Consider the following 25031-nt stretch of genomic DNA (forward strand, 5'->3'; position numbering starts at 1 on the left):
CTTCAGACCGCTTTTTTGACACCGCGGCCGAGGCGGAAATAAAAGATAAGGGAAACGACGACCACCATCAAAGCCAACACGGAAAAAATATTGCTGTATATTAAAGCAGGGCGATAAAGCAAGAACGGATTAAATTGCAATGAAGAAGTGCCGAAGTCGAGCATCTTACTGATGAGCGTTGTCGCTGTGGCTCCGGAAATGAAGTTCATCATCATCATCAGTCCCATGCCTACTCCGGCCTGCTCTTTAGGCAGGGTCCGGGAGACCAGATTGGACATGGCGATCTGCATGAACGTTTGTCCCACATTGCCGAATACAAGGAAGAGCATGACGATAAACGGCGATAGTCCGGCAACAAGAGACAACGAGCTGAAAGAAATGAACAGCAGGGTAACCGCGGTGTAAATGAGATGAGAATTTCCTTTTCCATCTGCGATTTTGCCGCCCGTTTTTCCAAGCAGGGATGCCGTCAGCGCTCCGGGAAACATGATGAATCCGATGACGGCCGGCGCCAAATGATTCAAGTTCGTCAGCATAAGAGGGGTGATAAACGGAATCCCGAAGCTGAGCCCGGTAGACAAAAAAGCGATAAGAATACCGTAGGCATATTGTTTGTTACGAAACAAAGCGGGCTGGAGGAACGGATGAGCCGCGCTTCGGATTCGCCAAATAAAGAGAACGAGCATGAGAACTCCGATCATCATCGGAGTCCACGCTCCGTTGGTCACAGCCAGGAGGAGGAAGGCAATTGTCCCGGCCATCAATCCTCCCCCAAGGAGATCGGTTTTCCCGGCGTGTCCTTTGGTATCGTCCAAATATCTGCGGAAAAACGGCAAGGTTAACAGAACGAGCAAGGAAATGCAAAAGAGAAAGCGCCAGCTGGCCAGACTCGTCACAAAGCCGGCGACAATGGGGCCGATGGCCGTTCCCAGCGCAAGACCTGCTGTGGTGGTCCCAAGCGCTCTCCCCCGCTTTTCGGGTGAGAAATAACGTACGGGAATGAGCATTCCGGTTGCCGGAATAACGGAAGCCCCGATCGATTGCAGAATCCGCCCGGTGATGACCATCCAGAACTCCGTCGCCATCAGGCCGACGATGGACCCCAAAGCAAAAAAGAACAATCCGAACGTGAGCAGATCCTTTAACCGGTACGTATCGGCAAGCTTGCCGTAGGTGACCGAACCGATAGCATAAACGATGATATATCCCGTCACGATCCAGCTGACCTGGGAAGGCGACAGGTGAAATTCTTTTGCGATCGAAGGCAGGGCGACGTTAAACATCGTGGCGTTCATGACGGATAGAATCAGGGTAAAAAACATAACGCGAAGCAGTTTTTCTCCGGCCTGCGTTTGACTGACGGGCGTAGCGCTGGTCATGAAAAGTCCTTCCTTCTACTTCAGATTGGCGATCATTTTATCCAATACCCGCATACAGGTCTCCAGCTCCTCCGGATCGATCCCGTCTGTTGCCTCGGATATCGTCTTTTGCGCTTGACCGATCAGGCCCTTCTGCATTTCTCTGCCTTCAGGAGTCAAATAGATCAGATTGGTACGCCTGTCCGTAGCATGGGGCAGTCGTTTCACCAGGTTTCTTTTGATCATATTATCGATTAACCGGGAGATGCTGGGCTCATCTTTTTGCGTAGAACAGGCTAACCGGCTTTGTGTCTGGCCGTCCTCATCCCACAGTCTGACCATGATCTGCCACTGCTCATGCGTGACGGGAAATTGATTTTCTTTAAAATTCCGGTTCAACCGGTTACTGATCAGTCGGGAAGCATTAAACAATTTATAGCCGAGAGACTGATCCATTACGTAGCTGCGGTAATCCATCTTGGTCCCCCTATCCTGTTTAATTAAGGTATAAAAAATACTATAGAATAAAAATATTGTTTGAACAAGTATTTTTTATCGGAACGGCTGACAATGGAAAAGGACCTTCTTCATGAAGGTCCCGGTTGAGCTGAAAGCTGTATGGATAAAGCTTAAGCGTTAGGAAGCATCCGGCCGCAGCAGCTTGGCCAGCGCTTGAAAAGGAGAGTTGTTCTCCTCCTCTCCTGAAGAATAGACAACCTCGCTTGAGTATGTATAATCATCCTCGGGCGCGTTTACTTGAAGCTCGAACACTTCAAAACGCTTGATGAACACCAAGGCGGTGTTATACGCATCGTCCAGCGCCCGATGATGACTGCCCTCGAAAGTTATCCCTTCCATTTCCAAGGCCCGTTTCAAGCCGACCTGCTGATACACTTCGCCGCTTGCTTTTTTAGAGTATTGCTGCTGCAGATTGTTGTGGTTTTTGACCCAATCCGGGTCCAGCTTCACTTCACGGCAGTGGCGGATCAATTGATATTTATCGTCGGATCCCCAAGCGCACAAGTAGTAGTCCTCATCCCCGATCCATTGAGTCCACAGCTCTATCGCCTCGCGATAGTCGGGGGCCCCCGCCATATCTTCCTGCCGGATCCCGGTAAACTCCGTCGTATGCTTGGAAAGCACCGGGTTCCTGGACGGCCTGACGAATGTTTGAAACTTATCGACAATCTGCAGGCTGCCGTTCACCTCGGCCGCTTTTACGGCGCCGATTTCGATAATCTCCGCCAAATGCTGCTGCTTCCGCACCACCGTAAACTCCAAATCATAAATGATATATATCATCGTAATGAACGCTCCTTCAATGGATGAATGATATATATATTGTAGCAGATTTTCGGAACCGGTGGGGATTTTACCATGGGGAAACCAAAACGAAATTCGACTATTTTTGCTGACAGCACCGTTGGGTATAAAAGTACAGAAACCATACGCCATGATTTTGTTCATCGGCAGCCGCGCGGCGGAATTGTTCATGGATATAAGGGTCTTGCGTTTTGTCGGACATGTCCAAATAAAAATCTACGGTCTCCTGCTCATCCGTTATAGCGGCCTGTAAACCCTGGCCATAATCGGCGGCGCAGGCTTCCGTTTGTTGGGGGGAAGGCTGTCTTCCGGTGAGAGACACATAGATTTGGCTGAATACACGATAGTGTCTCATTTCATCCTTTCGAATTTCGAGGATCCGTTTCCGTTCCTCCTCGCCGGCTGCCAGTTTGGCTAACTGCTCGTAGCAGATAATGGCACTGTACTCCCCGTTAATCGCTCGATGAAGGTCTTGAATGAAACGGGCATCGCTTTCGCTTCGGTATGGGTAATGGTCAAAATACATCTCATTTCGCCCCTCTCAGGTACATTTCATATCCAGAATATTCAATTTCATAGGCGTTGAACCTTGTCCTGGAACGCTTTGATGAATTTTACATTAACGAATCCTTATGTCTACGGATTTTACGTATTTTCTTTTGTCGTTATTATTGGGTTAACTGTAATCCGAGGTATCGCCGGAAAGAAGAAAGAAAGGTTATCCGAACGTTTGACGAAGAGAACGTAATTAATAAAAAGAACCCTTCAGCGCTATCGTTTATCATAGCGCTGAAGGGTTCTTCCGTTTCCAAGTCGGCCCGACGGCTATCTTAACTTAGCCAGATCGATTGCCGGTATGAGTCCTTCTTCGGACGCACGACGGAGCAGAGTGGTAACCGCGGCGTACCCGTCCTCGCCCAAATCGGCGGTAAAATCGTTGACGTATAAATCGATGTGGGCTTGGGCGACCTTCGGATCCATTTCTTGAGCATGATTCAGGATGTACTCCCTCGACGCTTCCGGGTGAGCCCAAGCATATTCAACAGACGCACGGGTCCAACGCGCGATGGCATCAAGGTTCAGTGAACGGCGGGCTATGATCGCGCCCAGCGGAATGGGAAAGCCGGTATCGCCTTCCCACCAGTTTCCTAAGTCAACCAGAAGAGACAGCCCATAGGACGGGTAGGTGAAGCGCGCTTCGTGGATCACCAATCCGGCGTCGATCAAGCCGTCGCGAACCGCCGGCATGATTTCGTGAAACGGCATAACCACAATCTCGCCCACGCCTCCCGGTACTTGCTGAGCAGCCCACAGCCGAAACAGCAGGTAGGCGGTCGACCGTTCGCTGGGCACGGCTACCCGCCGGCCGGACAGCGCGGAAGGGTCATTCGTGCCGCTCAAGCCGCTCTTGGTCAGCACCAGAGGTCCGCAGCCTCTGCCCAATGCGCCGCCGCAGGGTAAAAGCGCATATTCGGACAACACCCAGGGTAAAGCCGCATAGGAGATTTTAAGCACTTCCGGCCCGCTGCCGCTGGCTGCGAGGTTATTGGTGATATCGATGTCTGCATACTGCACGTCCAGCTTCGGCGCACCGGGCACCAGTCCATGCACCCAGGCGTGAAAAACAAACGTATCGTTGGGACAAGGGGAAAAGGCGATTTTCATAGTTGAACCTCCGTTAAGATAGTACTTGCCGCTTCTAACGCATTCAAGGCCTCTCCGATGCGCCATGCGGCACGGTCCCGTGGACCTACCGGATTTGAAATCGCGCGGATTTCCAAAACGGGTAGTCCGAATTTGTCGGCGGCGGCGGCTACGCCATAGCCTTCCATTCCTTCCGCAGCGGCCCCCGGGACCCGGCCGGATAGTTCCGAAGCGGTAGCGGCCGTACCCGTTACCGTCGATACGGTAAGGACCGGACCTGTTTGAACCGGCAGCCCGGCATTCCGAAGCGCTTCAGTCACCCGTTCGACCAAGCTGTCTTGGGCTTGCACGCGAGTGGTGCCAAAGCCCAGCTTGTCCAGGCTGACAAACCCCTCGGGGGCTTCGGCTCCCAGGTCCGCGGCGACCATCTCCTTGGCGACGACGAGGGAACCGATGGGAGCCCGGCCCGGGAACCCTCCTCCGATGCCGGCGCTGATCACCAAGCCGTAATCGGATTTGGCGGACGCTAATGCCGCCGCAGTGCTGACAGCGGCGGCAATCGGCCCGACGCCTGCCGCCAAGACGTCGAATCGGCTGTCACCCTTTAATCCGCGGCAAACAGCCTCCTTCTCGGCATCGACTGCCGTCATGACAAGAACCCGTTTTCTTTGCTCCTCCGAGTTGGATGAAAAGAAAAACGGGATATCCTCGATGTTTTTTGCTTCCATTGGTATATCCCCTTTGTTTGGTCAACCCCAAAGCTTCATTCGTAAAGGATTTTACTCCCGGTCGTATGTTAGACATTATTATTATAGTACTTCAGCCGGACTTGAACAAATGTCGGCAAGCCGTCGGAAGATCTAACCCGGACTTTGGATCAGCTCATTCGTCGTTTGAGCCATTTCCCAACTATACTCATCAACCAATCGTCCGTCTTTAAGCACCAGCACCCGGCTGCACATGAATCGGACGGCTGCCGGATCGTGAGAAATAAACAAGCAGGAGAACCCCAGCTCCTTTTGCAGTTCCTTCAATAAAGTCAAGACTTCGGCTTGAATCAACGCATCCAGGCTGGCCGTAGGCTCGTCCATGATGATCATGGCCGGCTCTATGCTGATCGATCTGGCAATGGCCACGCGCTGCTTTTGTCCCCCGCTTAATTCATGCGGATATCTGTACAGCAGGTCCGCCGGCAGTCCGACCATGTCAAGCAAGCGTTCGGCCTTTTGGGCGCGCGGTTCACTGCTGTTCCCAAGAAATGCCGGAGATCGGCCTTTCCATTGATCAAGCGGCTCCATAAGAGAGTCGATCACTTTCAGCTTCGGATTTAAGGAGGCTGACGGATTTTGGAAAACGGCCTGCATCTGTCCTCCCAGCGTCCTGTAAGCCGCATCATCGCGTTGATGAAGCATGACATTCTGAAACCGCAGCTCGCCTTCATCCGCACGCTCCATCAGCAGTAAACATCGGGCCAGGGTACTTTTGCCGCTTCCGCTTTCACCGACGAGACCGAGACACTCTCCGCGTTTGACGCTAAAGGAGATTTCATGGAGTGCTCTGAAGCCCTTACGATAGGTTTTGGTCATCCTATTGACGGTCAACAGATCCTCATTGAAATTAGGAATGTGTTTGTTCTCCTTCGATGCTTCCGGTGGAGCTTTACGGAAAGAAGCCGGGCTGATAGAGGTTAACGGATGGGAGAAAGCTTGTTCTAATGCCGGAACAGCCGCGAGCAGCCGCTTTGTATATTCATGTCCCGGATGCTGCAGCAGTGACATGGTTTCTCCGGCTTCGACGATGCGCCCTCCGTGCATAACGGCGATTTTGTCTGCATACGGCTTTACGGTCCGCAAATCGTGGGTAATGCACAGCACCGCACACCGGGTTAGTTCCTTAAGCTTCGCAAGGAGCCGGAGGATCTCTTCACCCGTTACTTGATCCAGCGAGGCGGTCGGTTCATCTGCGATCAGCAGTCTGGGCTGAAGCATCATCGCTGCGGCGATGGATACGCGCTGTAATTGACCTCCGCTCAATTGGAAGGGGTAGCTTTCATAGACCCGTTCCGCGGGCAGGCTCACTTCTCGCAAAATATGCAAAATTCGAGCTTTACGCTCTTTTCGCGTCAGATGGAGGTGGGAACGGGCGGCTTCGTCCATTTGCTTGCCGAGGGGAATGAAAGGGGCAAACATGCCGGTATAATCCTGAAACACATAAGCGATTTCTTTCCCGCGGATGGCGCCCAGCTGCCGCTCTGAAAAATTCAGGAGGGACCTGCCGCAAAACAGGATATCGCCCGATTCAACCGTAAGCGCCTCCGGGAGCAGGCCGCCGACCGCCAAGGCGGTGACGCTTTTGCCGCTTCCGCTTTCGCCGATGATCGTGAGCCATTCTCCCTGCTGAATCGATAAATCGAGTTCGCGGACGATCGGCTGCTGTCCTGCGGATATATTCAAGCCGGTGATGTTCAAGACGGACATAGCTGTCACTCCTATTGTTTTCTTACATCCAGCCGGTCACGGAGCCGGTCGCCGAGAATATTGGATAGCAGGACAAACAGCATAATCAGCAGACCCGGAGCGAGCATTAAATAAGGGGTGCTATGAAAATAGGCGCGGCTTTCATTCAGCATCGAGCCCCATTCCGGAGTCGGAGGCTGAACGCCAAGTCCAATATACGATAGTGATGCAATCATCAGAATAATTTTGCCTATGTCCAGTGTTGCGATAACAATCACATGGCTTAATGCATGCGGAAGCAAATGTTTTACGAGGATCCGAAAGCGGCTTAACCCGTTTAATCGGGCTATCGGGATATAATCCTTATGCTTCTCGGACATGACGCTGTTTCGGATGACGCGGGCATAAGCAATCCATTTGACCGAAATTACGGCAAGGACCAGATTGATGATGCCCGGCCCCAGCAAGCCGCTTAGGATGATGGCCATCATATAATCGGGGAAAGCCAGGAAAGAATCCGAAATGCGCATAAACAAACGGTCCATCCAGCCTCCGGCATACCCGCTGATCAGTCCGGCCGGAACGCCGATGCCAAGCGCCATAAGCACAATGACCAGGCTTGTCCCCACGGTATTGCGGCCTCCGAGGATCAAGCGTGAAAGCACATCCCTGCCTAAGCCGTCCGTTCCCAGGAGATGCTCCGCACTTGGAGATTGCAATCTTGCGCTCATGTTAACCAGGTAGGGATCATGAGGAATCAGCAAAGGCGCAATCCAAAGGCCGGCAAAGAAAAAGAATATGAGGAAGCCCCGGCGGGAGAGCTTGCCTCTTCCAAGCTTCGTATCCATTACAGCTCGCCTCATCGTCCCTCCCCCTTCAGACGAATTTCGGGATTGAGAGTTCGGCAGGTCAAGTCTACCAGCAGATTGATGATCAGCACGAGGGTTCCCATCAATAAAACATATCCTTGAATTACAGGATAATCCCTGTTCAGAATCGCATCCACGACCAGCTTGCCGATCCCGGGATAGGCAAACAGGACTTCGACCACCACGGTTCCTCCAAGCAGGCTTCCCAAACTGACGCCGAACATCGTAATGACTGGAGCCAGGGAGTGACGGAATGCGTAGAACACCAATATGCGTTTGCTCCCGATGCCCCGGGCCCGGGCTCCCCGTATGAATTCCTGCCCCAAGCTTTCGATAAGGCTGGAACGGATCAGACGGACATAGACGGCGGCCATCGTTAATCCCAGCGTCACCGAGGGCAGAATCAGATGCAGCAAGGAGCCCGTGCCCATGGAGGGGAAAAGCCGGGCACGTACCGACAATCCCTCAATGAGAAGGAGGCCCAGCCAGAAGCTGGGCACGGAAGTACCGACAATCGCGAGGAGACGGCTGAACCGGTCGATCCACCGGTCACGGTATAGAGCAGACAACGCGCCCAGCGGAACCGCAATCGCAATTAATATCAGCAAAGAAGTGCCGGTCAACAACAGGGTGGCGGGTAATGTGCTTAACAGCTCTTCGCTTACCGGCCGGTTGGTCATGTAAGACATGCCAAGATCCAGTCGGACAAAGCGGGAAAGCCAGTTCGCGTACTGGATAATGACAGGCTGGTTCAACCCCATCATTTCCCGCTGCCGTTCGAGCTGCTCGGCTGTTACCGCCACATCGTCAAACCTCAGCAATTGCCGGACCGCATCCCCGGGAGCAAGCTGTATGAAGCAGAAGCTGATAAAAGAAAGCGATAGGATGAAAAGAACGAGCTCCAGGCCTCTTTTTAGGACAAATCTCATTTTACTTTCACATCTAATTGGTTGGTCAGCATGTAATATTCACTTTTGCTTGTTATCCAATGCTCCACGTTGTCTCTATAGACGGCCAGCGTATTCGGATGAACAAGATATGAATAATAGGTTGCTTGGTCAATCCTCGTCAGCGCCTGCCGGATCAGATCATTTCGTTTGACCGTATCTACCGTTTGATCAAGCCGGCTGATGAGTTCATTTAATTCCTTATCGTTAATTTTGCCGAAATTCAGCGTACCTCCGGGAGCAAACGACACGTTCAGAAAATAGCTGGCGTCGCCGCGGGGAGCGATTAACGGACTATAAGTGCCCAAATCCCAGCTGTCGTTGGTCATTAAATAATCCTCATATTTATCAACCAGCTCGATGTTGATCGTAATCCCCAGCTCTTTGGCCTGCGACTGCAGCACTTGGGCAAGCAGCGGAAATTCGGCGCGGGAGGCATAGGTAACGAGCTTGAACGTCAACGGTTTTCCGTCTTTGGTTACCTTGCCGTTGTCGACCTGGAAGCCGGCTTTTTCAAACCAATTTCTTGCAGCGTCGGCTCCGGATGGCTTGCCGGAATAGGATGGAACAAACGGAAAATCAGGCAGGAACGGACCCTGCGCAACAGTCGCCTGTCCTCCCATGATCCCGTTTTTCAGTTCTTCGCGATGGACGAGCGCATCAAAGGCCTTGCGAAGGTTTTCATTTTGAAAATCAGGGTGTTCTGTATTGAAAATCAGTTCATGCGTCCTCAGGCTGACTACCGAATCGAGATGCAGGCTTGGATCCTGCTTGATTTTGCCGATGCTTTCTACCGGAGGGCGATAGACGATATCCGCATCTCCCGCCAGTAAAGCGGATAACCGGGCATTCGCATCCTCATTAAAAGCGAATGTGGCTCGATCCAGTTTAGCCGGGCCGTCCCAGTATTCATCGTAACGTTCCACCTGAAGAGCAGTCCCGGGCGTAAAGGAAGTCACTTTAAACGGTCCCGTTCCGATCGGCTTTTGGTCCGTCCCTTGCTCAGCCGTATCGATAATCGCCGTGTTGGGATGCACAAGCTCGGATGGAAATTGGGGGAACGCCTTCCCGGTGACGATATGTAACGTTTGTCCGCTGGCATCCATGGATTCGATTTTCAATACCTGCTTGATTCCCGGATTGATCTCCATAGCGCGTTGGAGAGAAAGCTTTACCGCTTCGGCATCCACCTTCTTGCCATTGTGAAAGGTTATTCCATCCCGGATGGTCAACGTCCACTGCCGTCCGTCATCGCTTTTCCACTCTTGAGCGATCCAGGGGCGGATGGTCAAATCATCACCGAGCTTGACCAGCGTTTCGGCAACCCCGGCTCTAAGCGGTGTATAGTCCAGATGAGGATCGATCGTTTTACTGGAAAAATTAAAGAGAAAGGTCAGCTGCTTTTGCGTGGCTTGCTCCTTTGCGGAATTAGACTCGGGCGAGCAAGCGGTAAGCATAACCAGCAAAAGAAATAAGAGCGCAAGTGCGAATGGGGATTTATTCAATGTAAACCTACCTCCAAAGAAAGTTCTGTCCCGTTAGGGGGGATGAGTTGTTTCTCATCTTACCCCATTAGCGTACGAAATTTCATGACTCGATAGGGCTATTCCTGCAAGAAAGGGGTGACAAAATAGTATGAATACGTCTGACACATTATATTTGCATGGTACAGGGTTCATGCCCGGGAATTTGTTCTTAACCATGTGTAAAAAACCAACAGCCGCCGCTGTTGGTTTTCTCATGAGCAGGTGATCAATTCACAGTGTCTTAAATCTGGCAGAGGCTCAGACATAAGCCTTGCCTTTGGTTAGTATACAAGGCACGCCTTTACCTACAGCGCCGGGCAGCGACATTTTTTGCAGGTAGCGCCGTCCTCTTTCACATTTGAGGCAGCGTGCGCAAACATTTGAGGTTACGACCTTCATATTGAATTGATTTTTGTCTATGGAGGACTGAGGTGTTTTCTTATTGGCTTTTTTATTTTTGCTCACGGTTTTCATCTCCTAAGGCATGGATATTGCATACTATGACGGAATGCTTCGTTTGGTCACCCTGGCGAAAAACCGGCGATCGCTTTAAAATCGGATCAAGTAAAAAAATGTGTCTTATCCTGTTTAAAAAAGAGGAATGTACGCGCTTGGTGTTGAATCACTAAAGGTATTCGGGGTACGGATTGATAAGCCGGCATACGGCGTTTACCCTTTCACCTGAGGAGGACGATAATGAAGTATTTGTTTTGTCAAAAGGTTAAAATAGTAGATATGAATGACGAGATCATGGCCGAGGTATTGTTCAACCATGGTGAATATGAGGCGCCGCTGCTGTCCGTCGGATCAAGTGTGGTAACCTATCCGCTGGGACTTAAAGAATTTGAAGTGGTGCATGATAAAAGAGAAAGCCGACGCGAGCGCTTCAAGGTGTTGGATGTCGAAATCGATTTGATCTCTAGTCCGACGTCTACCCGTGTTTTTCTTGAGCCGGTCACTCTGATTATCGGCCAGCATGATGTCGGTCAGATCGAGATCGATTAAGCAGGCGCGAAGAATGGGGGATTGAAGTATGAACAAAACGTTTGTCGCCATCGGAAGTATCTGCGCGCTTCTGTCCGTCGCGTTCGGGGCCTTCGGTGCGCATGCGTTGAAGGGGGCATTGTCGCCGAACATGCTCGCGAACTACCAAACAGGCGTGCAATACCAGATGATGCATTCACTCGGGCTGATTGCCGTTGGGCTATGCGCGTCGGTTCTGCCCGACAGCGGACATTTGCGTCGAGCAGGGTGGTCTATGTTTGTCGGCATCCTTGTTTTCTCAGGGAGTCTATATGTTCTGAGCATTACAGGAATTACGGTGCTTGGAGCGATTACGCCGATCGGGGGAATCGCCTTTATGCTCGGCTGGCTGTCGCTGGCGCTTGCGGCTTGGAAAAGTCCGTCCAAATCATGATGCTACACAGGGAAGATCGTCCGGTGCGCCGGGCGGTCTCTTTTTAAGTGCTCAAGTCTTCGTTTATGGTGCGAATGGTTTCCAGACCGTATGCAATGGATGAAGGTTGAAAAATGAATGTCGAATGAAGGAGGAAATTAGCGGATTTGTGTAGAAAATGATTTCCACCAAGCAGTTTATGCAGCACAATCTATACGCAAAAGTAAGCGAGGTGCTTCACGAAACCGGACTGGATCCTTCTTTTTTGGAGCTTGAGATCACGGAAAGCAGCGCGATGGATATTGACCACGCTGCGACACTCCTTCATGAACTGAAGAAACTCGGAGTGAAAATCAGTATTGATGATTGCAGAACGGGGTACAGCTCATTGAGCTATTTGAAAAAGCTGCCGATCCATAGGCTGAAGATCGATCGCTCCTTTGTCAGCGAATGTGTAACCAATCCGAACGATGCGGCGATTATAGCCTCCATTATGTCGATGACAAAACATTTGAACCTGCGCGTCAGCGCCGAAGGGGTGGAGACGGAAGAACAGCTGCACTTTTTGCGGAGCTATCAGTGCAATGAAGTTCAAGGCTATTTCTTCAGGCCTCCGGTCTCGGCCGAGAAGGCGTTCGGATTCATGAAGCCCCAGGGTGAAGCATAGAGATCTTACCGTCCTGCTGAACGGACGACGGTATGTCCTCTTAATGTATTTCATAATCGTCAATTTCATTGATTTTTATCAGATATACTTTCTTCTCGTCAACATGATAGACCGTCACGCTTTCGCTTGCCGCGTCTGTGCTAATAATTCGACAAGGCAAGCTGAGCTTAATGCCCTTGCCTTTGACGATAGATAGCCGGACCAGGGTATTGTTCTGCTGGAACGTCTTCATCTGCTCCCAAATCAGCCTGTGCGGGTCGTTTTCCGGGCGGTAAGGTTTATTTCCCTTGCCGTTTGGCATGTTCTCAGCCGGAGAAGTGTTTGTTTTGGCTGGTTCCTGCTTATTTTTGATTTTCGATTCGTTGAGAGCCAGCTCAATTTTTGTGCCCAATTCTATTCCCTGCTTAATTTGATAATCCTCAACCTGTGTCGTATTCAACAAATGCAGCAGCGTTTCCAAGGCACGCCCGTTGGTTTCATCCTCTATCATGATGTCGACGTTGAATAAAAACTTGCGCTTGGACGGATTGTCTCTCTCCATAGGCGACCCCTCTTTTTCGAAATACTTACTTTATACTATACCACTATTTTGTTATTTAAAGCAGTAGGTACCTAATGGATATACCGCTTTGGAATGGCACGCATGGGGCAGGACATACATATACTGACAGCATACGGTAGATAAGAGGAGTGCTTATCATGATGCGAATGGAACCGGTTGATCTGGGAGGCCGCACCGCTCTGGCGGTCGAGGTCAAGCTGCCCAAAACAACCCTGCTCGTTGTGACTACGGATAAAGGCTATATTATGTGCGGAGCAAATAAGTTAGCATAGCTTGGATTAGTCACGAGCTCATCGCCTAGGTTTCCGTGGGACAAGTATTCTCCATCTGTTATTATGTCCTGACTCCTTCTGATTTGTGATTAGAAAAACGTCAAAGTATTCCGTTATTGTGACCCGGATTGTGATCTTGGTTTGTTTAATGTTAAATAATGCATACAATGATTACCTGAATTGTATTTATTTTTTTTGCAACATCTGATATATTAGATATTAGGAAGGAAGTCCTACATCATGATAAAGGCAAATCCGTCGAAAGGCGGAGACGCAAAGCTACGGGTCTAACGCTTGAATAAGCTATGATCGCCGGGTTACCGAATATAGTTAACCGCTAGCAAGGTGGCTATTTCATTAGGAAATAGTCATTTTTTTAATAATGAAAATACAGAAAGAGGATGTTATTTATGAAACTTAAGGTTGGTAAAAGGCTGTCGATGAAATTTACTGTGGGCAAAAAGCTGATTGGCGGATTCCTGAGTGTATCCATGCTTCTTGGAATAATCAGCTTTATTTCGTATTACAACATCAAGAAGGTAGAACAATCGTTTTCTGATTTGGTTGATCGTAATGCAGCGATATTGGCAAATGCAAAGGATATTCAATTCCATGCTTCACAGCAAATCGCCGGTATGAGAGGGGTTTTATTGCATGAGCAAGGTTCGGAAGAGATCGTACAGACGGCTATTAACGAAATGAATGAAGAAATAAAGGCTACATACGAATTGGTTCAAAGCCCGTCACTTATGGAAGCGCTACAAAAGCTTCAAATATTTAATGCCGAATTCAAAACCAATTCAGATGCGGTCATTAATTTGAACAAAACCAATCCGGCTGAAGCGAATCGGCATTCCGTACAAGTCTTATTTCCTTTGGCGAGAGAAATGAGAGACATTTCCAACCAAATTGCTGCCGATCAGGCTAAAATGATGGAGGATGCGAGTCGTGCGAACATGAATTTGGTTGGTTCGGTGCTCACAACGGTCATTGTCTTGAGCAGTTTTACTTTCGTCTTGGCTATTGCCATCGGTTTAATCATTTCCCGAATGATTACGAGACCTATTCTCGCTATAGCTGACGGTGCTCAAAAAATTTCAAACGGCATCCTGACAGAAGGTGATCTTAGAGTGAAAAACCGTGATGAAATTGGCGATCTGGCGATTTCCTTCAATCAGATGAAAAAAAATCTTCGTCATTTGATTGGTGAAGTAGGAATGAATTCCGAGCAGGTAGCAGCTACTTCGCAAGAATTATCTGCGAGTGCTGAGCAAACGAGTAAAGCAACGGAACAAATTTCAATGGCCATTCAAGAAGTGGCCTTAGGGTCGGAAAAGCAAGTTCACAGCGCCACAACAGCCAATGAGGCGGCGGTTGAAATTTCTAGAGGGATGAACCAGGCAGCCATGTCTATTCAATCTGTAGCTGATTTAACGTTGACTGCCAGCGAGAAAGCGAATGCCGGTAATGAAGTGGTGTCCCAGGCCGTGGAGCAAATGAACAGTATGCAGCAGTCTGCCGGACGCACGGCGGAGGTTATTCATTCCCTTGGTGAAAAATCAAGGGAAATCGGTCAAATCGTACAGATGATTACGGAAATAGCAAATCAAACGAATCTACTGGCTTTAAATGCTGCAATAGAGGCCGCGCGGGCGGGGGAGCATGGACGAGGGTTCGCTGTGGTAGCTGATGAAGTAAGGAAATTAGCGGAACAATCCGGTGACGCGGCGGGCCAAATTCGAGGTCTGATCGGGGAGATTCAAAACGAAGCAGAGAAAGCTGTACTATCGATGAATGAAGGCGCATCCATCATCAAAGAGGGCATTCACATGGTTAATCTAAGCGGTGATTCTTTCAGGGACATTGTTCAGGCGATCGAACAGGTCGTAGCCGAATCTCAAGAGGTGTCTGCAATCATTGAACAAGTGAATTCGAGTTCGCAAAACATGACGCAAATGATGGAAGGTGTAGCTCATATTGCCGAGCAATCGGCAGGCAATACTCAAAGCGTAGCAGCTTCGGCAGAAGAACAAAATGCTTCGATGGAGGAAATATCAGCATCTGCGGAAGCTTTAACAAGAATGGCTCAAGATCTGCAGGATGTAATAAGTAAATTCAAAGTGTAATCCCGATAAACCCGTTGTCGTTCATGACAGCGGGTTCTTTTTTGTAATTCATCGTGCCGTCGATGGCTGGAATAGGACAAATCTTAATCCGCATATGTTACGTACCAAAAGAGGTGATCAAATGGATGTACAAAATAATGAAAAGATTATGTTAGGAGTCAAGGATATTATGAAGATCATGGGGATTGGCCGCGATAGGGCATATGAAATCATCAAAAGAGGTGAATTTCGTTCCATTAAAGTGGGGCGGAGGTACTTGGTTCATCATGAGGTATTCGAACATTGGTTGAAGGATGAAGTTAAAGGAAATTAGCGCTTATTAGAATGTTGTGGGCTAAGCCATGAGTGATTGAACCGTAAGACGATAGATCACAATTTTGGTTCCGTTCTTAATCCTTTTCCTAATAACGGAGGGATAACGATGGCTTCCATTTTTCAAAACGGGAAAACAAAGAAGTGGGAATTTGTATTCGACCATTATGTTAACGGAAAAAGAAAGCAAGTCCGAAGAAAGGGGTTTAAGACCAAAAGAGACGCTAATGATGCACTGATTTCACTTCAGAATGAAGTACAAAAAGACGGGTATATCGGGACGAACGGACAATCGCTTGGCGAGTTTATGACTTACTGGCTTGAGAATGTGAGGAAATTGGAATGTGAAGAAACGAGTTATTATAACAACTCCCTGTACTTAAAGAATCATATTATTCCCAGGCTGGGGACGATTAAATTACAACAGCTGAATCCGATCCTATGTCAGAGGTTTGTAAATGAGATGCATCAAGCCGGTTACGCCCGTAATACGATCGATCGAATTTGTACATTGATTAAACTGGCATTGGACACGGCTGTAGATTACAAATACATCAAAGTAAATCATATGAGAAAAGTAAAGCTCCCCAAAAGCCAGAAGCAAGAAATGAAGGTTTGGACTGTGAAGCAAGCCAATCAGTTCCTGGAGTTTACGAGAAACAGAAGATTTTTTTGTGTATATGCTCTCGCGCTGTTAACCGGAATGCGACAAGGTGAAATACTAGGCTTGCGATGGAAGGACATCAATTTTGATAACAAAACAATTACCGTTAGGCAAACACTGGCGAATTATGGGAAGAGGTTAAAAAGCGGAGCTAAAACGATAGCCGGCGAAAGAACGATCTCGATGCCTGTTCAGTTAATTCACACTTTAAAAAAGCAGTATGAGGATTACATGGCGTTTAAACAAACAGCAGCAAAATTTGTAGACTTGGATTTAGTGATTTATAACTTGAAAAATGGCGGGACCGTTTATCCATCTAATCTAACAAGGAATTATATTCAAGATGTCAAAAATTCCGGTTTACCGCATATTCCGTTTCATTCGCTGAGGCATACTCACGCTACCATGTTAATGGAAAAAAATATTCATGTGAAGGTCATTTCAGAGAGGTTGGGACATTCGAAAATTGGAGTTACCCTGGACGTATACAGCCATGTACTGCCGAGTATGCAGCAAGAGGTTGCCGATAAATTGGATGAAATCATGACATGGTGATCCGCCTTGTGAGCATTTTGTGACCTGTTGAATGCCGATGAGCCCAGACCGCAAGATGTAAAACGATTTTTATGCGAATATATCACGTGCGGAGCAAATAAGTTAGCATAGCTTGGATTAGTCACGAGCTCATCGCCTAGGTTTCCGTGGGACAAGTATTCTCCATCTGTTATTATGTCCTGACTCCTTCTGATTTGTGATTAGAAAAACGTCAAAGTATTCCGTTATTGTGACCCGGATTGTGATCTTGGTTTGTTTAATGTTAAATAATGCATACAATGATTACCTGAATTGTATTTATTTTTTTTGCAACATCTGATATATTAGATATTAGGAAGGAAGTCCTACATCATGATAAAGGCAAATCCGTCGAAAGGCGGAGACGCAAAGCTACGGGTCTAACGCTTGAATAAGCTATGATCGCCGGGTTACCGAATATAGTTAACCGCTAGCAAGGTGGCTATTTCATTAGGAAATAGTCATTTTTTTAATAATGAAAATACAGAAAGAGGATGTTATTTATGAAACTTAAGGTTGGTAAAAGGCTGTCGATGAAATTTACTGTGGGCAAAAAGCTGATTGGCGGATTCCTGAGTGTATCCATGCTTCTTGGAATAATCAGCTTTATTTCGTATTACAACATCAAGAAGGTAGAACAATCGTTTTCTGATTTGGTTGATCGTAATGCAGCGATATTGGCAAATGCAAAGGATATTCAATTCCATGCTTCACAGCAAATCGCCGGTATGAGAGGGGTTTTATTGCATGAGCAAGGTTCGGAAGAGATCGTACAGACGGCTATTAACGAAATGAATGAAGAAATAAAGGCTACATACGAATTGGTTCAAAGCCCGTCACTTATGGAAGCGCTACAAAAGCTTCAAATATTTAATGCCGAATTCAAAACCAATTCAGATGCGGTCATTAATTTGAACAAAACCAATCCGGCTGAAGCGAATCGGCATTCCGTACAAGTCTTATTTCCTTTGGCGAGAGAAATGAGAGACATTTCCAACCAAATTGCTGCCGATCAGGCTAAAATGATGGAGGATGCGAGTCGTGCGAACATGAATTTGGTTGGTTCGGTGCTCACAACGGTCATTGTCTTGAGCAGTTTTACTTTCGTCTTGGCTATTGCCATCGGTTTAATCATTTCCCGAATGATTACGAGACCTATTCTCGCTATAGCTGACGGTGCTCAAAAAATTTCAAACGGCATCCTGACAGAAGGTGATCTTAGAGTGAAAAACCGTGATGAAATTGGCGATCTGGCGATTTCCTTCAATCAGATGAAAAAAAATCTTCGTCATTTGATTGGTGAAGTAGGAATGAATTCCGAGCAGGTAGCAGCTACTTCGCAAGAATTATCTGCGAGTGCTGAGCAAACGAGTAAAGCAACGGAACAAATTTCAATGGCCATTCAAGAAGTGGCCTTAGGGTCGGAAAAGCAAGTTCACAGCGCCACAACAGCCAATGAGGCGGCGGTTGAAATTTCTAGAGGGATGAACCAGGCAGCCATGTCTATTCAATCTGTAGCTGATTTAACGTTGACTGCCAGCGAGAAAGCGAATGCCGGTAATGAAGTGGTGTCCCAGGCCGTGGAGCAAATGAACAGTATGCAGCAGTCTGCCGGACGCACGGCGGAGGTTATTCATTCCCTTGGTGAAAAATCAAGGGAAATCGGTCAAATCGTACAGATGATTACGGAAATAGCAAATCAAACGAATCTACTGGCTTTAAATGCTGCAATAGAGGCCGCGCGGGCGGGGGAGCATGGACGAGGGTTCGCTGTGGTAGCTGATGAAGTAAGGAAATTAGCGGAACAATCCGGTGACGCGGCGGGCCAAATTCGAGGTCTGATCGGGGAGATTCAAAACGAAGCAGAGAAAGCTGTACTATCGATGAATGAAGGCGCATCCATCATCAAAGAGGGCATTCACATGGTTAATCTAAGCGGTGATTCTTTCAGGGACATTGTTCAGGCGATCGAACAGGTCGTAGCCGAATCTCAAGAGGTGTCTGCAATCATTGAACAAGTGAATTCGAGTTCGCAAAACATGACGCAAATGATGGAAGGTGTAGCTCATATTGCCGAGCAATCGGCAGGCAATACTCAAAGCGTAGCAGCTTCGGCAGAAGAACAAAATGCTTCGATGGAGGAAATATCAGCATCTGCGGAAGCTTTAACAAGAATGGCTCAAGATCTGCAGGATGTAATAAGTAAATTCAAAGTGTAATCCCGATAAACCCGTTGTCGTTCATGACAGCGGGTTCTTTTTTGTAATTCATCGTGCCGTCGATGGCTGGAATAGGACAAATCTTAATCCGCATATGTTACGTACCAAAAGAGGTGATCAAATGGATGTACAAAATAATGAAAAGATTATGTTAGGAGTCAAGGATATTATGAAGATCATGGGGATTGGCCGCGATAGGGCATATGAAATCATCAAAAGAGGTGAATTTCGTTCCATTAAAGTGGGGCGGAGGTACTTGGTTCATCATGAGGTATTCGAACATTGGTTGAAGGATGAAGTTAAAGGAAATTAGCGCTTATTAGAATGTTGTGGGCTAAGCCATGAGTGATTGAACCGTAAGACGATAGATCACAATTTTGGTTCCGTTCTTAATCCTTTTCCTAATAACGGAGGGATAACGATGGCTTCCATTTTTCAAAACGGGAAAACAAAGAAGTGGGAATTTGTATTCGACCATTATGTTAACGGAAAAAGAAAGCAAGTCCGAAGAAAGGGGTTTAAGACCAAAAGAGACGCTAATGATGCACTGATTTCACTTCAGAATGAAGTACAAAAAGACGGGTATATCGGGACGAACGGACAATCGCTTGGCGAGTTTATGACTTACTGGCTTGAGAATGTGAGGAAATTGGAATGTGAAGAAACGAGTTATTATAACAACTCCCTGTACTTAAAGAATCATATTATTCCCAGGCTGGGGACGATTAAATTACAACAGCTGAATCCGATCCTATGTCAGAGGTTTGTAAATGAGATGCATCAAGCCGGTTACGCCCGTAATACGATCGATCGAATTTGTACATTGATTAAACTGGCATTGGACACGGCTGTAGATTACAAATACATCAAAGTAAATCATATGAGAAAAGTAAAGCTCCCCAAAAGCCAGAAGCAAGAAATGAAGGTTTGGACTGTGAAGCAAGCCAATCAGTTCCTGGAGTTTACGAGAAACAGAAGATTTTTTTGTGTATATGCTCTCGCGCTGTTAACCGGAATGCGACAAGGTGAAATACTAGGCTTGCGATGGAAGGACATCAATTTTGATAACAAAACAATTACCGTTAGGCAAACACTGGCGAATTATGGGAAGAGGTTAAAAAGCGGAGCTAAAACGATAGCCGGCGAAAGAACGATCTCGATGCCTGTTCAGTTAATTCACACTTTAAAAAAGCAGTATGAGGATTACATGGCGTTTAAACAAACAGCAGCAAAATTTGTAGACTTGGATTTAGTGATTTATAACTTGAAAAATGGCGGGACCGTTTATCCATCTAATCTAACAAGGAATTATATTCAAGATGTCAAAAATTCCGGTTTACCGCATATTCCGTTTCATTCGCTGAGGCATACTCACGCTACCATGTTAATGGAAAAAAATATTCATGTGAAGGTCATTTCAGAGAGGTTGGGACATTCGAAAATTGGAGTTACCCTGGACGTATACAGCCATGTACTGCCGAGTATGCAGCAAGAGGTTGCCGATAAATTGGATGAAATCATGACATGGTGATCCGCCTTGTGAGCATTTTGTGACCTGTTGAATGCCGATGAGCCCAGACCGCAAGATGTAAAACGATTTTTATGCGAATATATCACGTGCGGAGCGCTGGATGTCGGGTTGCTAAACGAGAGGCTGAAGGAACGGGGAATTATCGCCGGCCGGGCAACGGGAGTCAAGACGATCGGCGAGCTGCTGGAGGCCCCGCTGGAATCTGTAACCTACGGCGCGGAGGCGCTCGGTATCCTGCCGGGGATGAAAGGTAAAGACGCGGTTAAGCTGATGTTTTAACGCAACGCGATCGCTGCCGGACCTAGGTTCGGCGGTTTTATTTTATCCATTGAACCTTTGCATCCGTTCTGTTTGGTTAGTTGTGCTCTGTGCGATTCCAGGTATAATGGGATTATCTGAAGCAAGAAGAGAAGGGAGGGAGAAGGGGGTGGAGATCCAGAGAATCAGAACGCGTAAAATCTATGAAGTTATTGCCGATCAAATCCAGGAGCAGATCGTTACCGGAGTATTGAAGCCCGGAGAGAAGCTTCCGTCGACAAAGGAGCTGTCCGAACGGTTTCAGGTAGGCCGCTCAACCGTCAGGGAAGCGCTAAGCGCCTTGAAAGCGATGGGGCTGGTGGAAATTCATCAGGGCGAAGGCAGCTATGTCCGAAGGATCGAAGCTCAGGATGTGGGGCTTCCGGAGTTCGATTCGCTGCTGATGAGCAAGGAAACGGTGCTGGAGCTGATCGAGGCGCGCAAGGCGCTGGAGATTGCCGGGGCAGGCATGGCGGCTGAGAAGCGAACGGAGAAGGATCTTCGTAAATTTGAAGCGGTGCTGCAGCGGATGGAGGAGCATCTTGGCGATGAGGAAGAAGGAGAACGCTCAGATATTGAATTTCACTTGATTTTGTCCGAGGCCACGCATAACTCAATCATCGTCCGGCTGATCGATTCGATCTCGTCCCAGATGCAGACGGCGATCCGTGAGACCCGCAGGCTCGAAATGTATTCCAACCGGCAGGTGTCGATCCGGCTTTGGCAGGAGCATCAAGCGGTATATGAAGCCATTCGCGGCAAACATGCGGCGGCGGCACAAGAGGAAATGAAGCGCCATTTGTTCCACGTTGAGCAGATTCTGCTGAAGTTTCTGAAAAAATAGGGCTATGGAAAATATAGGATGGGAATGAAAGATAACGCCCAAAATGTTCCAGCCCCCCTTTTCAAAATACAACTTATCTGATAACCTGACAAGTAAGTGAGCTCATAACTAAAAAAGGATGATGGATCCGATGAAAGTGTCCTTGTTCATTACATGCCTGGCCGATCAGTTGTACCCTGAAGTCGGTGAGAGCGTTGTCAGGCTCTTGCACCGGGCCGGCTGTGAGGTTGATTTTCCAGAGCTGCAAACCTGCTGCGGCCAGCCGGCGTACAACAGCGGCTATCAAGATGAAGCGCGCGAAGTGGCGCGCAATTGGATTCGCGCATTTGAGCACAGCGATTATGTAGTGTCGCCGTCGGGCTCCTGTACGGGAATGGTGCATCATTACTATCCGCAGCTGTTTGAGAACGAGCCGGAATGGAAAGCCAAAGCGGAGCGGCTGATCGAAAAAACGTACGAGTTTTCCCAATTTGTTGTCAATGTGCTGGGGTTAAAGGATTGGGCCGCCGAATTTCCGGAAAAAGTCACCTATCATCCGTCCTGTCATGCGATGCGTCTTCTGGGCGTAAGAGAGGAGCCCGGGACGCTGATGGCCCATGTTCAAGGGCTGGAGCTGATCGATTTGCCCTATAAAGAAGACTGCTGCGGCTTTGGCGGCACGTTTGCGGTCAAGATGGCGAGCATGTCCGAGGCGATGGTGTGCGAGAAAGCGGCTAACGTCTGCTCGACCAACGCCAGTGTGCTTGTCGGCACGGATATGGGCTGTCTGATGAATATCGGCGGCCGGTTAAATAAAGAAAATAAGCCGGTGCGCGTCATGCATTTGGCGCAGCTGCTGGAGGAAGGGGTGAAGCGCGGTGAGTCGTCAGGTCGCAAATGAGAAGGAATTGATCGGAACAGGACTGAAGCTGCGGACGGAGGAGGCGCTGTCGGATGATTTTCTTCGCAAAGCGGTAGCGTTTACAACCGATAAGCTGAAGACCGGCAAGAAAAAGGCAACGGACGATTTCGGCGAATGGGAGCAGTGGCGGGAACGCGGACGGCTGATCCGCAAGCATGTTGTGGACAATCTGGACTACTACCTGACGCAATTCTCGGATAATGTTGCCAAGGCGGGCGGACATGTGTACTTTTGCCGTACCGGGGATGAAGCCGTCCAAACATTCATGGGCATTGCCGAACAGCGCCGCGCTAAGCTGGTCGCCAAGGGGAAATCGATGGTGTCGGAGGAGATTCATCTGAATCATCACCTCGAAGAACGGGGCATCGAAGCCATTGAGACGGACCTGGGCGAATATATTTTGCAGCTGGCCAAGGAAACGCCTTCCCACCTGATCATACCGGCCATTCACAAAAACAAGCAGCAAATCGCCGATTTGTTCTCGGCGGAGGCGGGAGAAGCGTTTCTGCCGGAAACGCCGGTACTGGCTCAGTATGCCAAACAGCGGCTTCGCGACTATTTCCTCCAGGCGGATATCGGACTGACCGGATGCAATTTCGGCGTAGCCGAATCGGGCGCCATCACGCTCGTTTCCAATGAAGGCAACGGGCGGATGGTGAGCACGATCCCCAAATGCCATGTCGTCATTATGGGCATGGAGCGGCTGGTTCCCACCTACGATGATCTTGAGGTCGTTTTGAACCTGCTGGCCAGGAGTGCGACAGGGCAGAAGCTGACAACGTACACCTCGATGATCACGGGACCGCGCCGCGAAGGCGAGCTGGACGGGCCGGAGGAGCTTCATTTGATTATCCTGGACAACGGGCGCTCCGCACAGCTTGGAGATCCGGTATTTCAAGAGGTGCTGCACTGTATCCGCTGCGCGGCATGCCTGAATGTTTGTCCCGTGTACCGTCATGTGGGCGGACACACCTACGGCAGCGTATACAGCGGGCCGATTGGAGCTGTCCTGACGCCGCTGCTGCAGCAGGACATGAAGGAAGCGGGGCAGCTGTCCTACGCCTCCAGCTTATGCGGCGCATGCTACGAAGCGTGTCCGGTGAAAATTCCGCTGCATGACATGCTCGTCCAGCTGCGGGCACGCAAGGTTCGGCTCGGGCTTACACCGCTGGCCGAACGTGTGGCTTTCAAGACCTTCCAGACGACGTTCGGTAACGTAAAGCTGTATCGGATGGCGACAAAGTCCGCCTATTATCTTATGAAGCCGTTTGTGACCAAAGGCGTGATCAAGCAAGCGCCGGGACCGGCAGCGGGCTGGACGCAATCGCGCCATTTGCCGATGAAGCCGAAGCAGTCGTTTCGTGAACGATGGCAAGCTCTTCAGGAGGAACTGAAGAAAGATGCCGGACGTGCAGGAGCTTTGACCAATCGGGCTTGGGAGGAGGGGAAGCGACATGACTAAAGGTACAATCCAAGGCCGGGATGCTTTTATCGGGAACTTGTCTTCGAGGCTTGGACGCAGCGCCGCAGCAAGCTCTGCTCCGGCCCATCTATTCCGGGGCGCGCCGCAATGGTATAAAGATACGGTCCGCACGGTTGAAGAGAACATTTCGTTGTTTACCGAGAATTGGACGGCTCTAACCGGCAAAGTTCTTGTTGTAGATGCCTCTGAGGCCAAGCAGCGGATCGGCGCTTGGCTGAAGGAGATCGCAGCCGAGCTTGGCGTTACCCATATCTCCCGTTGGGAGCACGAGGATCTGAAGGCCCTCGGATTGGATGAGGTGCTCGAGGAAGCGGGTATTGAGGTTATTCCGTGGGTGGAGCCGGTGAGGCCGAGCCGGCCGGAATTTCGACCCGAGAAGGGCGTAGAGGGGCTGCCTGAGACGAACTGGGCACAGCGCAGTGAACTGCTGAAGCGAACGGAACGATGCCAGCTTGGAATCGTATGGCCCGACTATGCTGTAGCGAATACAAGCACATTAGTGCTTCAGTGCTCTCCGCAAAGAGGACGATCGGTCAGCCTGTTAACGGACATTTTATTTGCGGTGTTCCGCGCCGACCAGCTGGTGAACCGGATGGGGGAAGCGTTTGAGCGGATTACCCGGGATAAAACATCGCCGGAGCAGTACGCTTCTTCTCTCAATCTGATCACCGGACCGAGCCGAAGCGCCGATATCGAAAACGACCTGACGATCGGCATTCACGGCCCCGGCAAGGTATACGCCGTCATCATCAAATAAGCTATTTAAATGCCCCGCAGATCTCGCATGAAGATGAGAACGCGGGGTTTTGTCATCTAACAAGGAAGCGTTTAAACGGATCCCGATATAGGATAAATTTAGATTGAAAATAAAGTGTTAGACTGAAAAATAATGTGTTAGACCGTGAAAATAAAGTTGTAGACTGACCGCGAGCATTAAGCTCCCTCGAAATGATTTGGTTTTCTCACTCAGACTCATGAATTCGCAGGATTTCACCTTTAGTTTAGCGCGAGATAAGAAGGGAACAGAGGAGCCGGTAGCTTGGAACAACTGAAAGGGCATG

General features: G+C 48.9%; 27 protein-coding genes and 2 riboswitches. Of the genes, 15 read left to right on the top strand and 12 right to left on the bottom strand.

The genetic code is table 11. From position 1 onward, the window contains the following. Positions 1-2: 2 nt before the first annotated feature. From ACZYR9_RS23230 to ACZYR9_RS23280, 11 genes are all read right to left on the bottom strand, one after another. Positions 3-1379, bottom strand: a complete 1377-nt coding sequence (locus ACZYR9_RS23230; protein ID WP_488980802.1) for an MFS transporter — start codon at positions 1377-1379, stop codon at positions 3-5. A 15-nt stretch (positions 1380-1394) separates the two neighbouring features. Continuing rightward, positions 1395-1835, bottom strand: a complete 441-nt coding sequence (locus ACZYR9_RS23235; protein WP_488980803.1) for a MarR family winged helix-turn-helix transcriptional regulator — start codon at positions 1833-1835, stop codon at positions 1395-1397. Positions 1836-1994: 159 nt separating this feature from the next. Continuing rightward, positions 1995-2660, bottom strand: coding sequence for a 3'-5' exonuclease (locus ACZYR9_RS23240; protein ID WP_488980804.1), 666 nt, complete (start codon positions 2658-2660; stop codon positions 1995-1997). A 100-nt stretch (positions 2661-2760) separates the two neighbouring features. Next, the gene (locus ACZYR9_RS23245) at positions 2761-3207 is read right to left on the bottom strand and encodes a ferritin-like domain-containing protein (protein WP_488980805.1); all 447 of its coding nucleotides are present in this window, start codon (positions 3205-3207) and stop codon (positions 2761-2763) included. Positions 3208-3506: 299 nt separating this feature from the next. Further along, positions 3507-4346, bottom strand: a complete 840-nt coding sequence (locus tag ACZYR9_RS23250) for a 1,4-dihydroxy-6-naphtoate synthase (protein WP_488980806.1) — start codon at positions 4344-4346, stop codon at positions 3507-3509. Beyond that, entirely contained in the window at positions 4343-5053 is a 711-nt protein-coding gene (locus ACZYR9_RS23255; RefSeq protein WP_488980807.1) for a futalosine hydrolase, read from the bottom strand. Before ACZYR9_RS23255 ends, ACZYR9_RS23250 begins: the two co-directional genes overlap by 4 nt. Before the next feature lie 132 nt (positions 5054-5185). Continuing rightward, positions 5186-6802: a nickel ABC transporter ATP-binding protein NikE gene (gene nikE / locus ACZYR9_RS23260; protein ID WP_488980808.1), complete on the bottom strand. Its 1617-nt coding sequence runs from the start codon at positions 6800-6802 to the stop codon at positions 5186-5188. A gap of 11 nt (positions 6803-6813) precedes the next feature. Next, complete coding sequence (gene nikC, locus ACZYR9_RS23265) at positions 6814-7644, bottom strand: nickel transporter permease (RefSeq protein WP_488980809.1); 831 nt, start codon at positions 7642-7644, stop codon at positions 6814-6816. Next, positions 7641-8579 (bottom strand): nickel ABC transporter permease, encoded by a 939-nt coding sequence (nikB, locus tag ACZYR9_RS23270; RefSeq protein ID WP_488980810.1) that lies wholly within the window; start codon positions 8577-8579, stop codon positions 7641-7643. Before nikB ends, nikC begins: the two co-directional genes overlap by 4 nt. After that, positions 8576-10054 (bottom strand): nickel ABC transporter substrate-binding protein, encoded by a 1479-nt coding sequence (nikA, locus tag ACZYR9_RS23275; RefSeq protein WP_488980824.1) that lies wholly within the window; start codon positions 10052-10054, stop codon positions 8576-8578. Before nikA ends, nikB begins: the two co-directional genes overlap by 4 nt. Positions 10055-10381: 327 nt before the next feature. Then, positions 10382-10597, bottom strand: coding sequence for a hypothetical protein (locus tag ACZYR9_RS23280; RefSeq protein WP_488980811.1), 216 nt, complete (start codon positions 10595-10597; stop codon positions 10382-10384). A 222-nt stretch (positions 10598-10819) separates the two neighbouring features. Here ACZYR9_RS23280 and ACZYR9_RS23285 point away from each other — a divergent pair, with 222 nt between their 5' ends. The 3 genes from ACZYR9_RS23285 (at position 10820) to ACZYR9_RS23295 (ending at position 12186) form a co-directional block, all read left to right on the top strand. After that, positions 10820-11128: a hypothetical protein gene (locus ACZYR9_RS23285; RefSeq protein WP_488980812.1), complete on the top strand. Its 309-nt coding sequence runs from the start codon at positions 10820-10822 to the stop codon at positions 11126-11128. 28 nt (positions 11129-11156) lie between these two features. After that, on the top strand, positions 11157-11540 hold the full coding sequence (locus ACZYR9_RS23290) for a DUF423 domain-containing protein (protein WP_488980813.1): 384 nt from the start codon (positions 11157-11159) through the stop codon (positions 11538-11540). Positions 11541-11697: 157 nt separating this feature from the next. Continuing rightward, positions 11698-12186, top strand: coding sequence for an EAL domain-containing protein (locus ACZYR9_RS23295; protein ID WP_488980814.1), 489 nt, complete (start codon positions 11698-11700; stop codon positions 12184-12186). 40 nt (positions 12187-12226) lie between these two features. Here the strand turns inward: ACZYR9_RS23295 and ACZYR9_RS23300 are convergent, their stop codons facing one another. Further along, complete coding sequence (locus ACZYR9_RS23300) at positions 12227-12727, bottom strand: hypothetical protein (protein ID WP_488980815.1); 501 nt, start codon at positions 12725-12727, stop codon at positions 12227-12229. A 158-nt stretch (positions 12728-12885) separates the two neighbouring features. Here ACZYR9_RS23300 and ACZYR9_RS23305 point away from each other — a divergent pair, with 158 nt between their 5' ends. The 12 genes from ACZYR9_RS23305 to ACZYR9_RS23360 all read left to right on the top strand — a co-directional run bounded on the left by ACZYR9_RS23305 (position 12886) and on the right by ACZYR9_RS23360 (position 24727). Next, the gene (locus tag ACZYR9_RS23305; protein WP_488980825.1) at positions 12886-13020 is read left to right on the top strand and encodes a hypothetical protein; all 135 of its coding nucleotides are present in this window, start codon (positions 12886-12888) and stop codon (positions 13018-13020) included. Between the two features lie 238 nt (positions 13021-13258). After that, a riboswitch (cyclic di-GMP riboswitch) is annotated at positions 13259-13345 on the top strand. Positions 13346-13430: 85 nt separating this feature from the next. Continuing rightward, entirely contained in the window at positions 13431-15146 is a 1716-nt protein-coding gene (locus ACZYR9_RS23310; protein ID WP_488980816.1) for a methyl-accepting chemotaxis protein, read from the top strand. Positions 15147-15267: 121 nt separating this feature from the next. Then, positions 15268-15459, top strand: coding sequence for a helix-turn-helix domain-containing protein (locus ACZYR9_RS23315; RefSeq protein WP_488980817.1), 192 nt, complete (start codon positions 15268-15270; stop codon positions 15457-15459). Between the two features lie 108 nt (positions 15460-15567). Continuing rightward, positions 15568-16677 carry a site-specific integrase gene (locus ACZYR9_RS23320; RefSeq protein ID WP_488980818.1) on the top strand — a complete coding sequence of 370 codons (1110 nt, stop codon included), beginning with the start codon at positions 15568-15570 and terminating at the stop codon, positions 16675-16677. A 349-nt stretch (positions 16678-17026) separates the two neighbouring features. Continuing rightward, a riboswitch (cyclic di-GMP riboswitch) is annotated at positions 17027-17113 on the top strand. Between the two features lie 85 nt (positions 17114-17198). Continuing rightward, positions 17199-18914 (top strand): methyl-accepting chemotaxis protein, encoded by a 1716-nt coding sequence (locus ACZYR9_RS23325; protein ID WP_488980816.1) that lies wholly within the window; start codon positions 17199-17201, stop codon positions 18912-18914. Positions 18915-19035: 121 nt separating this feature from the next. Beyond that, positions 19036-19227 carry a helix-turn-helix domain-containing protein gene (locus ACZYR9_RS23330; protein WP_488980817.1) on the top strand — a complete coding sequence of 64 codons (192 nt, stop codon included), beginning with the start codon at positions 19036-19038 and terminating at the stop codon, positions 19225-19227. 108 nt (positions 19228-19335) lie between these two features. Next, positions 19336-20445, top strand: a complete 1110-nt coding sequence (locus ACZYR9_RS23335; protein WP_488980818.1) for a site-specific integrase — start codon at positions 19336-19338, stop codon at positions 20443-20445. A 27-nt stretch (positions 20446-20472) separates the two neighbouring features. Beyond that, positions 20473-20724, top strand: a complete 252-nt coding sequence (locus tag ACZYR9_RS23340) for a YunC family protein (RefSeq protein WP_488980819.1) — start codon at positions 20473-20475, stop codon at positions 20722-20724. A 148-nt stretch (positions 20725-20872) separates the two neighbouring features. Continuing rightward, positions 20873-21586, top strand: coding sequence for a FadR/GntR family transcriptional regulator (locus ACZYR9_RS23345; protein WP_488980820.1), 714 nt, complete (start codon positions 20873-20875; stop codon positions 21584-21586). Positions 21587-21716: 130 nt separating this feature from the next. Continuing rightward, a complete protein-coding gene (locus ACZYR9_RS23350) occupies positions 21717-22466 on the top strand; it encodes a (Fe-S)-binding protein (protein ID WP_488980821.1) in 750 nt (249 codons plus the stop codon). Beyond that, positions 22444-23949 carry a LutB/LldF family L-lactate oxidation iron-sulfur protein gene (locus tag ACZYR9_RS23355; protein ID WP_488980822.1) on the top strand — a complete coding sequence of 502 codons (1506 nt, stop codon included), beginning with the start codon at positions 22444-22446 and terminating at the stop codon, positions 23947-23949. Before ACZYR9_RS23350 ends, ACZYR9_RS23355 begins: the two co-directional genes overlap by 23 nt. Next, positions 23942-24727, top strand: coding sequence for a LutC/YkgG family protein (locus ACZYR9_RS23360; protein WP_488980823.1), 786 nt, complete (start codon positions 23942-23944; stop codon positions 24725-24727). The genes ACZYR9_RS23355 and ACZYR9_RS23360 overlap by 8 nt, the downstream gene beginning before the upstream one ends. Positions 24728-25031: the final 304 nt, after the last annotated feature.

Source organism: Paenibacillus sp. F024, from assembly GCF_057814255.1.

Excerpts from the sequence above, each read along its gene's own strand:
- ACZYR9_RS23325 (WP_488980816.1), top strand. The coding sequence starts at position 17,199 with ATGAAACTTAAGGTTGGTAAAAGGCTGTCGATGAAATTTACTGTGGGC.
- ACZYR9_RS23285 (WP_488980812.1), top strand. The coding sequence starts at position 10,820 with ATGAAGTATTTGTTTTGTCAAAAGGTTAAAATAGTAGATATGAATGAC.
- ACZYR9_RS23230 (WP_488980802.1), bottom strand. The coding sequence starts at position 1,379 with ATGACCAGCGCTACGCCCGTCAGTCAAACGCAGGCCGGAGAAAAACTG.
- ACZYR9_RS23255 (WP_488980807.1), bottom strand. The coding sequence starts at position 5,053 with ATGGAAGCAAAAAACATCGAGGATATCCCGTTTTTCTTTTCATCCAAC.
- nikB (WP_488980810.1), bottom strand. The coding sequence starts at position 8,579 with ATGAGATTTGTCCTAAAAAGAGGCCTGGAGCTCGTTCTTTTCATCCTA.
- ACZYR9_RS23330 (WP_488980817.1), top strand. The coding sequence starts at position 19,036 with ATGGATGTACAAAATAATGAAAAGATTATGTTAGGAGTCAAGGATATT.
- ACZYR9_RS23360 (WP_488980823.1), top strand. The coding sequence starts at position 23,942 with ATGACTAAAGGTACAATCCAAGGCCGGGATGCTTTTATCGGGAACTTG.
- ACZYR9_RS23240 (WP_488980804.1), bottom strand. The coding sequence starts at position 2,660 with ATGATATATATCATTTATGATTTGGAGTTTACGGTGGTGCGGAAGCAG.
- ACZYR9_RS23280 (WP_488980811.1), bottom strand. The coding sequence starts at position 10,597 with ATGAAAACCGTGAGCAAAAATAAAAAAGCCAATAAGAAAACACCTCAG.
- ACZYR9_RS23250 (WP_488980806.1), bottom strand. The coding sequence starts at position 4,346 with ATGAAAATCGCCTTTTCCCCTTGTCCCAACGATACGTTTGTTTTTCAC.
- ACZYR9_RS23335 (WP_488980818.1), top strand. The coding sequence starts at position 19,336 with ATGGCTTCCATTTTTCAAAACGGGAAAACAAAGAAGTGGGAATTTGTA.
- ACZYR9_RS23295 (WP_488980814.1), top strand. The coding sequence starts at position 11,698 with ATGATTTCCACCAAGCAGTTTATGCAGCACAATCTATACGCAAAAGTA.
- ACZYR9_RS23320 (WP_488980818.1), top strand. The coding sequence starts at position 15,568 with ATGGCTTCCATTTTTCAAAACGGGAAAACAAAGAAGTGGGAATTTGTA.
- ACZYR9_RS23235 (WP_488980803.1), bottom strand. The coding sequence starts at position 1,835 with ATGGATTACCGCAGCTACGTAATGGATCAGTCTCTCGGCTATAAATTG.
- ACZYR9_RS23310 (WP_488980816.1), top strand. The coding sequence starts at position 13,431 with ATGAAACTTAAGGTTGGTAAAAGGCTGTCGATGAAATTTACTGTGGGC.
- ACZYR9_RS23245 (WP_488980805.1), bottom strand. The coding sequence starts at position 3,207 with ATGTATTTTGACCATTACCCATACCGAAGCGAAAGCGATGCCCGTTTC.
- ACZYR9_RS23350 (WP_488980821.1), top strand. The coding sequence starts at position 21,717 with ATGAAAGTGTCCTTGTTCATTACATGCCTGGCCGATCAGTTGTACCCT.
- nikC (WP_488980809.1), bottom strand. The coding sequence starts at position 7,644 with ATGAGGCGAGCTGTAATGGATACGAAGCTTGGAAGAGGCAAGCTCTCC.
- ACZYR9_RS23290 (WP_488980813.1), top strand. The coding sequence starts at position 11,157 with ATGAACAAAACGTTTGTCGCCATCGGAAGTATCTGCGCGCTTCTGTCC.
- ACZYR9_RS23315 (WP_488980817.1), top strand. The coding sequence starts at position 15,268 with ATGGATGTACAAAATAATGAAAAGATTATGTTAGGAGTCAAGGATATT.
- nikE (WP_488980808.1), bottom strand. The coding sequence starts at position 6,802 with ATGTCCGTCTTGAACATCACCGGCTTGAATATATCCGCAGGACAGCAG.
- nikA (WP_488980824.1), bottom strand. The coding sequence starts at position 10,054 with ATGCTTACCGCTTGCTCGCCCGAGTCTAATTCCGCAAAGGAGCAAGCC.
- ACZYR9_RS23305 (WP_488980825.1), top strand. The coding sequence starts at position 12,886 with ATGATGCGAATGGAACCGGTTGATCTGGGAGGCCGCACCGCTCTGGCG.
- ACZYR9_RS23300 (WP_488980815.1), bottom strand. The coding sequence starts at position 12,727 with ATGGAGAGAGACAATCCGTCCAAGCGCAAGTTTTTATTCAACGTCGAC.